The 12,858-nt window shown below is 64.6% G+C and carries 12 protein-coding genes; 9 read left to right on the top strand and 3 right to left on the bottom strand.

Features of this window, described 5'->3' with window-relative positions; all coding sequences use genetic code 11:
- The first annotated feature begins 70 nt into the window (after nucleotides 1-70).
- Both UC34_RS18240 and UC34_RS18245 read left to right on the top strand, forming a co-directional pair.
- Nucleotides 71-661 carry a helix-turn-helix domain-containing protein gene (locus tag UC34_RS18240; protein WP_044456678.1) on the top strand — a complete coding sequence of 197 codons (591 nt, stop codon included), beginning with the start codon at nucleotides 71-73 and terminating at the stop codon, nucleotides 659-661.
- Nucleotides 661-1,209: a GNAT family N-acetyltransferase gene (locus UC34_RS18245; protein ID WP_044456679.1), complete on the top strand. Its 549-nt coding sequence runs from the start codon at nucleotides 661-663 to the stop codon at nucleotides 1,207-1,209. Before UC34_RS18240 ends, UC34_RS18245 begins: the two co-directional genes overlap by 1 nt.
- A 45-nt stretch (nucleotides 1,210-1,254) precedes the next feature.
- Here the strand turns inward: UC34_RS18245 and UC34_RS18250 are convergent, their stop codons facing one another.
- Nucleotides 1,255-2,370 (bottom strand): alpha/beta fold hydrolase, encoded by a 1,116-nt coding sequence (locus UC34_RS18250; RefSeq protein WP_044456680.1) that lies wholly within the window; start codon nucleotides 2,368-2,370, stop codon nucleotides 1,255-1,257.
- Nucleotides 2,371-3,125: 755 nt separating this feature from the next.
- On the opposite strand from UC34_RS18250, the gene UC34_RS18255 reads away from it, so the two are divergent.
- Nucleotides 3,126-3,764, top strand: a complete 639-nt coding sequence (locus UC34_RS18255; protein WP_167370671.1) for a GntR family transcriptional regulator — start codon at nucleotides 3,126-3,128, stop codon at nucleotides 3,762-3,764.
- A gap of 81 nt (nucleotides 3,765-3,845) precedes the next feature.
- Here the strand turns inward: UC34_RS18255 and UC34_RS25205 are convergent, their stop codons facing one another.
- Nucleotides 3,846-4,388: a DUF4019 domain-containing protein gene (locus UC34_RS25205; RefSeq protein ID WP_052811126.1), complete on the bottom strand. Its 543-nt coding sequence runs from the start codon at nucleotides 4,386-4,388 to the stop codon at nucleotides 3,846-3,848.
- Nucleotides 4,389-4,599: 211 nt separating this feature from the next.
- Here UC34_RS25205 and UC34_RS18265 point away from each other — a divergent pair, with 211 nt between their 5' ends.
- Nucleotides 4,600-5,778, top strand: a complete 1,179-nt coding sequence (locus tag UC34_RS18265) for a GGDEF domain-containing protein (protein WP_044456682.1) — start codon at nucleotides 4,600-4,602, stop codon at nucleotides 5,776-5,778.
- A gap of 140 nt (nucleotides 5,779-5,918) precedes the next feature.
- Here UC34_RS18265 and UC34_RS18270 read toward each other — a convergent pair whose 3' ends face one another.
- On the bottom strand, nucleotides 5,919-6,620 hold the full coding sequence (locus UC34_RS18270; RefSeq protein ID WP_044456683.1) for a glutathione S-transferase C-terminal domain-containing protein: 702 nt from the start codon (nucleotides 6,618-6,620) through the stop codon (nucleotides 5,919-5,921).
- Between the two features lie 157 nt (nucleotides 6,621-6,777).
- Between UC34_RS18270 and UC34_RS18275 the strand changes: the two genes are divergently transcribed.
- From UC34_RS18275 to UC34_RS18295, 5 genes are all read left to right on the top strand, one after another.
- Complete coding sequence (locus UC34_RS18275; RefSeq protein ID WP_044456684.1) at nucleotides 6,778-7,299, top strand: DUF2471 family protein; 522 nt, start codon at nucleotides 6,778-6,780, stop codon at nucleotides 7,297-7,299.
- On the top strand, nucleotides 7,296-9,059 hold the full coding sequence (locus UC34_RS18280) for an exonuclease domain-containing protein (protein ID WP_084070795.1): 1,764 nt from the start codon (nucleotides 7,296-7,298) through the stop codon (nucleotides 9,057-9,059). The genes UC34_RS18275 and UC34_RS18280 overlap by 4 nt, the downstream gene beginning before the upstream one ends.
- A gap of 294 nt (nucleotides 9,060-9,353) precedes the next feature.
- On the top strand, nucleotides 9,354-10,334 hold the full coding sequence (locus tag UC34_RS18285; protein ID WP_044456685.1) for a LysR family transcriptional regulator: 981 nt from the start codon (nucleotides 9,354-9,356) through the stop codon (nucleotides 10,332-10,334).
- Nucleotides 10,331-11,842: a flavin-containing monooxygenase gene (locus UC34_RS18290; protein ID WP_044456686.1), complete on the top strand. Its 1,512-nt coding sequence runs from the start codon at nucleotides 10,331-10,333 to the stop codon at nucleotides 11,840-11,842. The genes UC34_RS18285 and UC34_RS18290 overlap by 4 nt, the downstream gene beginning before the upstream one ends.
- Nucleotides 11,839-12,813, top strand: a complete 975-nt coding sequence (locus UC34_RS18295) for an ABC transporter permease (RefSeq protein ID WP_044456687.1) — start codon at nucleotides 11,839-11,841, stop codon at nucleotides 12,811-12,813. Before UC34_RS18290 ends, UC34_RS18295 begins: the two co-directional genes overlap by 4 nt.
- Nucleotides 12,814-12,858: the final 45 nt, after the last annotated feature.

A 12,858-nucleotide genomic window follows, 5' to 3' on the forward strand; every position in this document is an offset into this window, starting at 1 on the left:
CGGTGCGTCGCCGCCACCGTCGCCATGACGTCCATTTTACTAGAAATTATTTTCCAGTAAACTGGATGCCATGGACATCAACGAACGCATCGCCCGCCGTGTGCGCGATCTGCGCAGCGAGCGAGGCTACTCCCTCGACACGCTCGCGGAGCGCAGCGGTGTGAGCCGCTCAAGTATCTCGCTCATCGAGCGCGCACAGACGAGCCCCACGGCGAACGTGCTCGACAAGCTCGCCATGGCGCTCGACGTCACGCTCGCATCGCTCTTCGACGAACAACCCGAGACGGACGCCCTGCCCTCGCCTGTGTCGCGATATGCCGATCAGCCCGTATGGACCGATCCGGACTCGGGCTACGTGAGGCGCAACCTGTCGCCGTCACAACCATCACCGCTGCAGTTCGTGGAAGTGCGGTTTCCCGCCGGCGAGCGCGTTGCGTACGACACGGGCCCCAGGGACAGCGAAGTCTGGCAGCAGATCTGGGTCATCGAAGGCGCCATCGAGATCACGCTTGGCGCGACCACGTGGCGGCTCGACACCGGCGACTGCCTCGCCATGCGCCTCGATCAGCCCATCGGCTTTCATAACCCCACGTCGGCCACCGCCCGCTATCTCGTCGGCCTCGTGACACTGCCGTTTGTCGCCGCAAGGAGAATGTCCTGATGTCTTCCGTCCCGATCCTGCTCGAAACGCTGAACGGCGCACAGGCGCTCGCCGCCGTCGACGCGCTCACCGACGTGCTCATCGATTGTGTCGAAGGAGGCGCCTCGGTGAGCTTCATGCTGCCGCTCACGCGCGAGCGAGCGACGGCGTTCTGGGGCAAGGTCGCCGCGAGCGTCGGCCGGGGCGAGCGCGCGCTCTTGGTGGCACGTCGGCAAAACCCCGGCGCCGATGGCCACGGCGACATCGTCGGCACCGTCCAACTGATCCTCGATCTGCCCGAGAACCAGCCGCATCGCGCCGACGTTGCCAAAATGCTCGTGCATCGCGGCGCACGACGTCAGGGCGTGGCACAACAACTCATGGCAGCCGTCGACGACGTAGCCCGCGCGCATGGACGCCACGTGCTGGTGCTCGACACCGTAACCGGCGGCGATGCCGAGCGTCTGTACCAGCGCGCCGGCTGGCAGCGCGCAGGCGATGTGCCGAAGTTTGCGCTCATGCCCGACGGCGCCTTCTGCGCGACCACGTTCTATTACAAGCACCTCTGAACTGCGGATAGCCGAGCGCCCGGCGTCGGGCTGCATCATGCAGCATCAACGCAGCGCCGCCAGCCCGGTGAGCAATGCCTTGTGAAACGCCGCCGGGTCCTGCATTTGCGGCGCATGTCCAAGTTCGGGGAATCGGACGAGCGAAGCGTTCGGGATCGCAGCCTGCGTCGTCCTGGCGAGTTCCGCGTAATGTCCGAGGCGCGCCTGGACCTCCGGCGGCGAGAAGTCCTTGCCGATCGCCGTGGTGTCTCTGTCGCCGATCATCAGCAGTGTCGGCACGCGAATCCTGCCGAGTTCGTACACGACCGGCTGCGTATAAATCATGTCGTAGAGCAGCGCCGAGTTCCACGCCACGATTCGCTTGCCCGGCCCGCGATACATACCCGCGAGCATCTGCACCCAGGGTTCATACCGCTCGCTCCACTGGCCGGCGTAATACGTCGCCTGCTCGTAGCGACGAATGCCCGGCGCGCTCGTGCGAAGTTCGCGGTCGAACCATTCGTCGACCGTCTTCGATGGCACACCGAGTGCCTTCCAGTCTTCGAGGCCGATCGGATTGACGAGCACCAGTTGCTGCGTCTCGTTTGGGTACATCAGCGCATAGCGCACGGCCAGCATGCCGCCGGTCGAATGCCCCATGACGGTGGCGGTTGTGATGCCGAGCGACGCCAGCAACGCATGCGTGTTGTTCGCCAGTTGCTGAAAGCTGTACTGGTATTGCGCAGGCTTGCTCGACTTGCAAAAGCCGATCTGGTCCGGCGCGATCACACGGTACCCCGCGCCTGCCAGCGTATCGATCGTCTCCTGCCACGTAGCCGCGCAGAAATTCTTGCCATGCAAGAGCACCACGGTGCGGCCATTCGCTTGCGCTGGCTTCACATCGATGTACGCCATGTGCAACGGCGTGCGCTGCGACGTGAAGTCGAAGCGGTTCACCGGATACGGATATGCAAAGCCCTGCAACTCCGGTCCATACGCCGGACCGGCGTTGCTCTCGGTATCGGCCGCGCTGGTGAGCGGGGGAGCGCTTGGGGTATCCGCGGCGTAAGCAGACGAGACCAGCGCCGCGCCGGGCAACGTCGCCAGGGCAACCAGCGAGCTCAGACCGACGATGGCCCGATACGAAATACGGCGCATGCGCCGATATAGCGATGACGGCATGGGAGGTAGGCGTGCCACGGCACGCAAAGTGGGACAAATGAGGATGTCCAGATTCTGCCACGCGCCCTGACGTTGCGAACAGCAAGCGACGTCGCCGACGCGGGCAACCGGTTTGCGCCGATGACAACAACAATCACAGCGATTTATTGCGATTGACCGGATTTCCGGAATGAATCGCCCGAATCGCACTCATTCCGGGCAACCCGAATCCCGTGTGCCGGGAAATGGAATGCAACGGAATGCAAGCGGAACGCAAAAGATCAACCAGGCACGCGAATCCATTGGCGACACGCCAGCAAAGCCCCTCATAAATGAGGGGTTATTCCCCCGTCATGTTTCACATCTTTACCAATTTCCCGAAGCCCAACGCACCGCGCATGTTTCGGTACCCGCAACGCTAAGGCGGTGGGTGCTCACATCACAAGTGAGTGAGCGCGAACCCCGCCCGCTCGGGCGTTATGGTGTTTTTCGGAGACTTCAAACGAGCGTATAAGCGAGTCCTCGCTTCGGAAGCCGAAAGAATTGCGCAAAATTCGACGGCAACCCTGCGTTGTGTGCCGGTTCGCAGCAACTTTGACGCTTTGGGAACGGTTTTCAGGGGGTCCGGAGAAACTCGGTAAAATCCGCAGCGGCACGGACAGGCGCCCATACATAGGCGACGCCACCGCATGCACGAGAGCGCCGGCACGGCGGATACCTCTCGCCGAAGTCGAAGTAAACGGCGCGCGCGCCGCTCAATGGAAGACAAGCATCAGATGAAAGCGCCCAGCAACCTGATTACTGGTGAAGTGCGGACCAAAATCCGCAGCATGATTCTCGCCTCGGAGCTCAAGCCCGGGCAGCGCCTCATCGAGGACGACCTGATCCAGTTGTTGGGCGTGGGCCGCACGCCAGTGCGCGAAGCGTTGCTGATTCTCCAGGGTGAGGGCTTCATCGCCCGCAATCGAGGCTGGGAAGTGCAAGGCGCCGACCATCTTCCCGTGCGCGCCATCTTCGAGAGCCGCATGGCCATCGAGTCCGAAACCGCCCGGCTGGCGGCCCGCAAGATCACGCCCGAGATCTGTGATGCGCTCGACGCCCTCATCGTCCAGATGGAGCCGAACGCGAACCTGCCCCGCCTGACGCTCAATCGTCTCAACACGGAATTTCACGATCTGATCGTGAAGGCGGCAGATAACATCATCATCGCGCAATTTCACGAACGTACCCAGTTTTACTACTGGGCGCTGCGCGTGCCGGTCATGTTCTCCGACGAGCAATTGCGGACCACCAACGATCAGCACCGGGAACTGCTCGCCGCACTGCGCGCCCGCGACGAAGCGCTCGCCGGAGCGATTGCCCGCGCGCACGTCGAGACGACGATGCATATCGTCGAACCTGCATTGCCGCGCTAAGCCGACGTTCACAGGGCGCGCAACAGACCGTCCCCCGCTGCACGCTCGCACCTTTCCCTCCCGCGTCACTGCCTCACCACATCACCGCACCAGATAACCGGCCACGCGCCAGCGGCCGTCGATGCCGAACGCCATTGTCACCATTTCGTGCGCCTCGGCCTTGTGCTCGAACACCGTGTCGTACTGGATCACCACGTACTCCCCATCCGGCTGGCCAGGCAGCGAGCGGGTGAAGACCGCGTCATGCGTCTTGCGCGACTTCACTTTGCCCAATGGGGTGCGTGCGTCTTGCAGGCTTCGCGCCCAGTCGTCAGCCGAAATAGCGCGCTGAAATACCGGAGCGGCCTGCTCCCAGCTTTGCCGCGCGCGGTTCACATCGGCAAGCCCGAGCCAGAGACCGGCCGCTTCGAGGGCCGGACGCACGTCGCGATCGATGTCGGTGGCCGGGGCCGCGACGTTGCTCGCGGGCGCGGCAAAGAGCGGCGGTTGCGCCGAACGGCGCTGCATGGGCTCTTGTTGCGCGTGTGCGGGCAACACAGCAAGGCCGGCAACGATGCTCAGGGCAAGCGCTGCCGCGTTCAGCAAGCGGTAGCGAGGGGACGAATTGGGTCGGGTCGTCGACATGGACGAAAACTCCTTGAATCGAAGGGGGCGAGCCATGCGCGCTGTCCGTACGCGGCATGACGCATGAACCGCATGAATGACGCGAAGGACATGAAGGACGCGACTCGCCAACCCGGCCATTTTACTGGCGTGACACTCGAAGGACTGTAACGCGCATCGCGCAGTACATTACAATGCTCAACACATGTCAGTCTTTCCCTTGGCCAACGCCATGTTGACGACGTCTCTGCTCGCGATCACCTCACTCCTCGGCTTCATGATGCTGCTGATCGTGGGTTCGCTGTTACGCTCGCGCGTGGCGGGGGTGCGCGAATGGTGTTTCGCCAACGTCGCCGTGCTGATTGCCCTGCCGCTGTTTGCCCTGCGCGGCGTCGTACCCGATTTTCTGTCGATTCCGGTGGCCAATCTGACACTGGCCGGCGGCTTGCTGCTCTATTACGCCGGATGCGCGCGCTTTCTCGGACGCCCGCCCCACTGGCATGCGCTGGGGGCATCGCTGGGCGTGCTCGCCGCCGCGATCCTGTTCTGGCACTACGGCGTCGACAATCCGCAACGGCGTGTCGTGGTCGTCTCCGCATACCACGCGAGCCTGCTGCTCGCTATCTCGGTGCTGATCCTTCGTCATATCCCGCCGCGCCGTCACCCTTACAACTATTGGCTGACGGCCGGCATGGCCGCCGCCTTTGCCGTGGGGCACATCGTACGCGGGGTCGCGTTTGGTTGGGCCCCTGCGCCCGGCCCGGAGGTCTACGCACCGACGATGTTCAATACGGTCATGCTCACGATCGGTGCAGTCGTCATGCCCGCCATGACGATGGGCTCGGTGCTCATGATTCACGACGCCATGCTCGCCACCGCCGAAGAGGCCGCCAATCGCGACTATCTGACGGGCGCAATTTCGCGCAAGCACTTCGACCTGCTAGCGCGTCAGGAGATGGCGCGTGCGGTGGCGCGCGGCTGGCCGCTGTCGATCGTCGTCATCGATCTCGATCATTTCAAGGCGATCAACGATACCCACGGACATGCGGGTGGCGACACGGTACTGCGAGAGTTCGTGAAACTGGTGCGCGACAGCCTGCGTGAGGGCGACGTCTTCGGGCGACTGGGCGGCGAAGAATTCGCCGTGCTGCTGCCGGGCACCGACACGGCGGGTGCGATTCGCATTGCCGAGCGCCTGCGCACCCAGGCAAGCCGACATCTCGTGGCGGGTCCGTTTGGCGTTTGCCACTACACCCTGAGCGGCGGTGTGGCCACCTGGCTCGAACATGAGAGCCTCGAAGCCCTTTGCGTCCGCGCCGATCGTGCGCTGTACGCCGCCAAGATTTCCGGGCGCAACCTCGTGCTCTCGGACGTGCTCTCCAGCGACGAAACGGCGTCAGAGGCAGGCTGAGGCGATCAACGGCCCGAAGCCGCAAACGCGGCAAGGACCCGAACGCGGACGGGGATTGACCATGACGCCCGGCAGTCGGGCGATACGGGTCACGCGCGACGTCGAGCCATCGCGCGCGCCGTCATTGTCGACCTATCCGTTCAGACTTCCGGAAAGAACTCGCGACGCATGCGGGCGACGTACTCGGTCAAGTTCACGTGCTTTTCGATTTCATCACGCAGCAGGTGATCGAAACTCGGTGTCAGCGCCCCCGAAATGAAACCGAACGCGGTGGCATCGGCGCCACAGGGCTTGTCCCCGAAAAAGTACGGCTTCTCGCCCAGCAATTGTGCGGCGCTCTGCGTGCCGCGCGCGAGCAACTGCTGCTGCTCCGGCGGCCGATAACGACCCGTGCCCTGCCCATGTAGCGTGTTACGGATCTTGCGGCGAATCACCTTTTGCGCGACCGGGCGCACCGGCCACGGAATCGACTTGAAGAACGACGCCGGTCCTCTGGCGAAATTCCCGTCGTCGCACCAGCGCGCCTGCACCACGTGCCAGTAGAAATGGTCCTCCAGCGCCTTCTCGAACATCCATGCCGCACCGCGCTGCTCGGGCGTGAGTCCGGCGTCGAAATCGACCCCGTACTTGCGCTCGATGTGCAGGCGAATCAGCGTCGAGTCCGGCACGATCTCGCCATCGTCATCGATAAAGGGCAGCTTACCCTTCGGCGCGCGGCGAAACCCGCCGCGATCCGTACGGTAAGGCAGACCGGCCAGCTTGAGCAGCATCTCCGCCTTGACGACGAACGGGCTGGCGTCAGGCAGCCCGAACGCCGGGCCGAAGGTATACAGGGTCAACATCGGGCGCGCGCTCCTGTGCGGGAAGAATGGCGCAGAGTATTACACGCGCGAGCGGGCACGACGAGTCCGTCGCAGTCGGGACGCACACTGCACCACATACGTGACTCGCGCACTGTGATTTTATACAGTATCATGTACCCCAATCGAGGAACATCTCATGGAAACCATCGACTGGGATCAACTGGCGCTAAGCGCCGCCGAGCGCGATCTGGCCAGCGTCGTGCGCGAGATCGCCGCACGCTACTCACGTGAAGCACCCGAAGTACCCCATGGCGCACCAGCGTGGGAGGCGAGCGACAACGTGTCGGCCATACCGCTGGACTGGCGCACGCTGATCGCCATCGCAGACGAAGCGGAAGCGGATATCGGCCTTCACGCGCGGCATGAGCCGTGGGTACTTGCGCGCTTGCTGCGTCTGCCCGGCGACGAAGCCCTGCGACGCGACGGCGAACTGCCGTCGCTCGACGCTGCGGTCGATCTGCAATGGCCCGACATGGCTGCGCCGGCGGTTTTCCGCGCCATTGTGGCCGCCTTCGCCAACGACGACTCGTCGGCAAACGATGCCGGCGCCTACGCGGGGGCTTCGATGCTGGCGTCACCGTCGAAGTGTTCGACAATGGGGTCGAAGGCGCAGATTCGCCAACGTGGCATGCTACCCGGGACATCATCCCCGCGATGATCGACCCCGACGCGCTCGCCCGTTCGCTGCCCGCCCCGATGGTGTTCGTCGATCTGGAGACGACCGGCGGCAATGCGCTCGAAGACCGCATCACCGAGATTGGCGTGGTCGAGGTCGGCCCCCACGGCGTGGAGCAATGGAGCACCTTGCTCGACCCGGCCGAACCCATTCCGCCGTTCATTCAGAAGCTCACGGGCATCACCAACGAGATGGTGAAGGGCCAGCCGTCGTTCGGCACGCTAGCCCAGGGCCTGGCCGAGCGTTTGCACGGCAAACTCTTCGTCGCGCACAATGCCCGCTTCGATTACGGATTTCTCAAGAACGAATTTCGACGCGCCGGCATTGCGTTTCAGGCGGACGTGCTGTGCACCGTGCGTCTGTCGCGCCTGCTGTTTCCGTCGGCCGCCCGCCACGGACTCGATGCACTGATCGCCCGCTTCGGCCTGATGCCGCAGGGCCGTCACCGGGCGCTCGCCGATGCCGATCTGCTCTGGCAGTTCTGGCAGAAGCTTCATACGCTCTACACGCCGGACCTTATCGGACAGGCGGTACAGCGAGTCACGAAGCGATCGAGTCAGCCGCCGCAGTTGCCGGATGAGGCCATCGATGCACTGCCCGACACCCCCGGCGTGTACCTGTTCTATGGCGAAGGCGACATACTCTTGTATGTCGGCAAGAGCGTGGATGTTCGCGCCCGCGTGCGCTCCCATTTCTCCAGCGACCATCAGGTGGCCAAGGACTTGCGCATCTCTCAGGAGATTCGCCGGGTCGAGGTGCATCGAACGGTCGGCGAGTTGGGGGCATTGCTGCGCGAATCGCAACTCGTCAAGCAATTGCAGCCGGTACACAACCGTATGCTGCGTCGCGCTGCGAGTCTCTATAGTTGGCAACTGACGCAGGACAGCGATGTGCCGCAGCTCGTGAGCGCCAGAACCGTCGACTTCGCCAGCGCCGAAGCGCTCTATGGCACGTTTTCCTCGCGCGCGAGTGCAGAAGCCGCGTTGCGCGCGCTGGCTGACGAGCACCGTCTGTGCTGTGCGCAACTGGGGCTGGAGAAGGCGGCCAAAGGGCGTCCGTGTTTCGGCTATCAGGTCAAGCGCTGCGATGGCGTGTGCGTGGGCGACACCCCGCTCGCGGCACACACCGAGCGGACTCGCGAAGCGCTCGCGACACTGCAACTGAAAACCTGGCCGTATGACGGCCCGATCGCCATCGAGGAACACGGCATGCGCGAGGATGGCGACGGGAAGGACAGCGTCATCGGTCATGGCGGCGGCACTCTCGACGGTAACGCCCATGGCGACCTCGATGGGCACAACGTCGAGTACCACGTGATCGATCGCTGGCAGTATCTCGGCAGCGTGGCCTCGCGCGAGGCGTTGGACACCTTCATCGACACCATGCCCGCCGCGACAGGTTTCGATCCCGACATCTATCGGTTGTTGGGCAGGCGTCTTGCGGCGTCGCAGCCTGCCGAACCGACGGGCGAACCGACGGACAAAGCAGCAGGCAGAGCGGCAGACGCCAATACTGTCCTCGCCGAACCGCCCAAGGTTGGCAGCGCACGTCGTCCGTGCGCGCCGCTCACCGTGTTGCAACTGACCCGCCCGGCGTTCCGCCTGAGTCACGTCGAGCCACCGGACGACGCGACGCTGAGAAAAAAGCCCCGCGGCGTCGCACTGTTGCGCCGCCGCCAGCCGCGCCCCGACGATCCAAACCAGTTGCGCCTGCCGCTGGACAGCGTCGGACGCGTCGCATAGCGCTACGCGGGCATCCACCGGGTTCGGCCACCGTCTCATTACGCGAGAAACCGCCGCAACTCCCCACCCCGCACTAATTTTCTTTCCGCCTTGTGCCACCTAGGCAAAACCCTCCTATCCACTTCGGGTCATGAGCATATAAATATTAAGTATTTGCAGGACGCATGCTTGTAGCCGAAGAATACGCAATCCGAATACAGCAGGTATTGCGACTTCGACGGCCGTAGCGGCGTCGATCACCGGGGGTTTGGGGCGTGGGGTACGCGCCATATCCTCGTCCCCACACCGAGCCAGATGGAATTACGCCAACTCGAAGCCTTCGCGGCGGTCATGTCGACCGGCAGCATCACTGCTGCCGGGCGTTTGCTCGGGCGCTCGCAACCTGCCATCACCCGCATGATTCAGGAGCTCGAAGCCGAGATCGGCTACGCCCTGTTCGCGCGCAGCGGTCCGCGCGTCACACCGACCGAACAGGGCTTCCTGCTGTTCGAAGATGTCGAGCATGTGCTGGCCGGTTTGCAGCAGATCCGCGCCCGCGCCGATGAAATCGCGCGCGGGCAGACCCGTCCGTTGCATGTCGCGGCCACGTCGGCACTGGCCGCCGGGCTCGTGCCCGCCGCACTTGCCCTGCCAGGCCCCGCGCGCGACACGCACCAGATCCAGATGCGCAGCACCTCGCCGGAGCAGGTCGTGCACGCCGTGCTCACGGGCGCCGCCGACATCGGCGTGACGAGCCTGCCACTGGAACACCGTGGCATCGTCGTGCACTGGATCGGCGAATCGGCGTGCGTCGCGGCCGTGCGCAACGACGATCCGCTCGCCGCGCATGAACGCTTGCCGCTGGCTGCCTGCGCCGGTCGCCGCATCATCACGATGCAGAACCCCTACCGCCTGCGCCGCCGCCTCGATCAGGCGTTCTCGCAGGCAGGCGTCGCGCCGGCCGGCCTCATCGAGACCAACGCGTCGATCAATGCCATGACCGCCGTTCGCGCGGGGCTCGGCGTGGCCGTGCTCGAACCCGTCACCGCGTACGGACTGCCGCTCGCGGATGTGGCCGTGCGCCCGATCGATGCCGATATCCCGTTTTTCTTTGGCGTCATTACCCGCGACGCCCGCGAACCGTCGCCCGCCGCGCTCGCATTCGTCGATGCGCTGGCCAATGCCGCGCGCGACCTGCTGCCCGGCTTCGTGCAGCGCGCCGCTACCGAACACGCCCAAGTCTTGCAGTCGCTTTACGGCGACCTGCCCGCCCCCAAGGAAGCCCAGTCGTCATGACCACGTCCCCGACCATCGCCACCGGCCTGCCCGCGCTCGAAGCGCGTCTGCGCCAGGACCTCGCCTGGCTCGAACTGCCCGCCAGGCACTGGGTACCGGAGCGCACCTATCGCGGCCAGCCCGTGCTCGACGTCGCCATCATCGGCGGGGGCATGGCCGGTCTGGCAGCGGCCGCATCGCTTACACACCTGGGGGTCGGCGCGGTGATCTTCGATCAATCGCCGCGCGGCTTCGAAGGGCCGTGGGTCACCACGGCGCGCATGGAAACCCTGCGCTCGCCCAAGCAACTCACCGGCCCGGCGCTCGGTCTGCCCGCGCTTACCTTCCGGGCGTGGTTCGAAGCGCAGTTCGGGCTAGAGGCATGGGAGGCGCTCGACAAGATTCCGCGCCTGCAATGGATGGACTACCTGCGCTGGTATCGCGACGTGCTCGCCATCGACGTGCGTAACGACCACCGCATCAACAGCGTCACGCCGCTCGGGGCGGACGGTGTTGTCGAACTGTCGGTGACGTCGCCAGAAGGCGATCGAATCGTCTACGCACGTCACGTTGTGCTCGCCACGGGCCGCGACGGCCTTGGCGGCCCCACGGTCCCCGCCTTTGCCCGGGGGCTTGCGCGCCGCTTCTGGGCGCACTCTTCGGACGTGATGGATTACGCGACGCTGCGTGGCAAGCGCGTTGGGGTGGTCGGCGCCGGGGCGTCTGCGATGGACAGCGCCGCCACCGCGCTCGAAGCCGGCGCCGCAAGCGTCGACCTGCTGATTCGCCGTGCCGACATCCCGCGCGTCAACAAAGGCAAAGGTGCCGGCAACCCCGGTCTGACGCACGGCCACATCCATCTGCCGGACGAATGGAAGTGGCGCATCCGTCACTACGTCAACGTTCAGCAAGTGCCGCCACCGCGTGGCAGCACGTTGCGCGTGTCCCGTCACGAAAACGCGCGCTTCAACCTTGGCGCACCGATTCTCGACGTCACCCCGGTCGGCGAAGCCCTGCACGTGCGCACGGCAAAGGGCACTTTCGTGCTCGACTTCCTCGTCTTCGCGACGGGCTTTCGCATCGATATCGAAGGGCGCCCCGAGTTCGCATCGTTCTCGAAGTTCGTTCGCAAGTGGAGCGACCGTTACACGCCCGCACCGGGCGACGAGGATGTCGAGCTGTCCGATTCGCCGGACCTCGGCCCGACCTTCGAGTTTCAGGAAAAAACGCCCGGCGCCTGCCCGGGACTGGAACGCATTCATTGCTTCTGCGCACCGGCCACGCTGTCGCACGGCGCCGTCTCGGGCGATATTCCTGCGGTAAGCGAAGGCGCGAAGCGGTTGGCGCAAGGGCTCGCAGGCACGTTCTATCGTGAGGATGTGGCGCATCACTACGCCAACATGGAGGCGTATGCCGAGCCGGAAGTCTATGGCGACGAATGGACACCTGCGCCGCCACCGCCTGCGGTGACGGCCACAGGCGATGCGCCTGCCGCCGCCCCGGCGGACAAGGAGCACCTCGCATCATGACCGCATGGATTCTGCGCCGCGCGCTGCAAGCGGTGTTCGTGGTGTGGCTGATGACGCTGATCGTGTTCGTCGGCCTGCATGCGATCGGCAATCCGGTCGACATCCTCATCGGTCAGGACGTCGACCAGATCGACCGTGCGCGCATCATCGCGCAACTCGGTCTCGATCAGCCGTTGTGGCGTCAGTACCTGGCGTTCCTCAACGGCGCCCTGCATGGCAATCTGGGCAACAGCTACGTGTACAACGTCCCGGCGATCCAGTTGATTCTGCAACGCCTGCCCGCCACGCTCGAACTGGCTTTCGCCGCGCTCATCATCGCGGTGGTCGTTGGCATTCCGCTGGGGCTGTTCGCGGGCCTCTATCCCCGCAATCCGATCTCGAAACTGCTGATGACGGGCAGCATCGTGGGCTTCTCGCTGCCGACGTTCTGGGTGGGCCTGATCCTCATCATGGTCTTCGCCGTGCACTTCGGCGTGCTGCCCGCGAGCGGTCGTGGCGAGACGGCGAGTCTGTTCGGGGTGCAGTGGTCGTTTCTTACCGCCGACGGGCTGCGCCACCTGATTCTGCCTGCGATCAACCTGGCCATGTTCAAGACCTCGCTGGTGCTGCGCCTGACCCGCGCCGGCGTGACGGAAGTGCTGCCGCAGGACTTCGTGAAGTTCGCACGCGCCAAGGGCCTGTCGCCGCTGCGCGTGGTCCTCATGCATGTGCTGCGCAATACGCTGATTCCCCTGGTGACGGTGCTGGGTCTCGAATTCGGCTCGACCATCGCCTTCGCCGTCGTGACGGAAACCGTGTTTGCGTGGCCCGGCGCGGGCAAGCTCATTCTCGACAGCATCAACTCGATCGACCGCCCTGTCATCGTGGCGTATCTCATCGTCGTGGTGTGCCTGTTCGTGTCGCTCAACCTCATCGTGGACGTACTCTACAAATGGCTCGATCCGCGAGTGCGCGTGGAGGCCGCCGCCTGATGTCGCTCAATCCATCTTCTAACGGCACCCCCGGTAATCCCGGTA

The sequence above is a fragment of the Pandoraea vervacti genome (assembly GCF_000934605.2).
In the GTDB taxonomy this organism is placed as follows: Bacteria; Pseudomonadota; Gammaproteobacteria; order Burkholderiales; family Burkholderiaceae; genus Pandoraea; species Pandoraea vervacti.

Bases quoted from the DNA above. Each gene is read 5' to 3' on its own strand.
- UC34_RS25205 (WP_052811126.1), bottom strand. From the start codon at position 4,388: ATGTCGACGACCCGACCCAATTCGTCCCCTCGCTACCGCTTGCTGAAC.
- UC34_RS18265 (WP_044456682.1), top strand. From the start codon at position 4,600: ATGTTGACGACGTCTCTGCTCGCGATCACCTCACTCCTCGGCTTCATG.
- UC34_RS18250 (WP_044456680.1), bottom strand. From the start codon at position 2,370: ATGCCGTCATCGCTATATCGGCGCATGCGCCGTATTTCGTATCGGGCC.
- UC34_RS18295 (WP_044456687.1), top strand. From the start codon at position 11,839: ATGACCGCATGGATTCTGCGCCGCGCGCTGCAAGCGGTGTTCGTGGTG.
- UC34_RS18285 (WP_044456685.1), top strand. From the start codon at position 9,354: ATGGAATTACGCCAACTCGAAGCCTTCGCGGCGGTCATGTCGACCGGC.
- UC34_RS18255 (WP_167370671.1), top strand. From the start codon at position 3,126: ATGAAAGCGCCCAGCAACCTGATTACTGGTGAAGTGCGGACCAAAATC.
- UC34_RS18280 (WP_084070795.1), top strand. From the start codon at position 7,296: ATGATCGACCCCGACGCGCTCGCCCGTTCGCTGCCCGCCCCGATGGTG.
- UC34_RS18270 (WP_044456683.1), bottom strand. From the start codon at position 6,620: ATGTTGACCCTGTATACCTTCGGCCCGGCGTTCGGGCTGCCTGACGCC.
- UC34_RS18245 (WP_044456679.1), top strand. From the start codon at position 661: ATGTCTTCCGTCCCGATCCTGCTCGAAACGCTGAACGGCGCACAGGCG.
- UC34_RS18240 (WP_044456678.1), top strand. From the start codon at position 71: ATGGACATCAACGAACGCATCGCCCGCCGTGTGCGCGATCTGCGCAGC.
- UC34_RS18290 (WP_044456686.1), top strand. From the start codon at position 10,331: ATGACCACGTCCCCGACCATCGCCACCGGCCTGCCCGCGCTCGAAGCG.
- UC34_RS18275 (WP_044456684.1), top strand. From the start codon at position 6,778: ATGGAAACCATCGACTGGGATCAACTGGCGCTAAGCGCCGCCGAGCGC.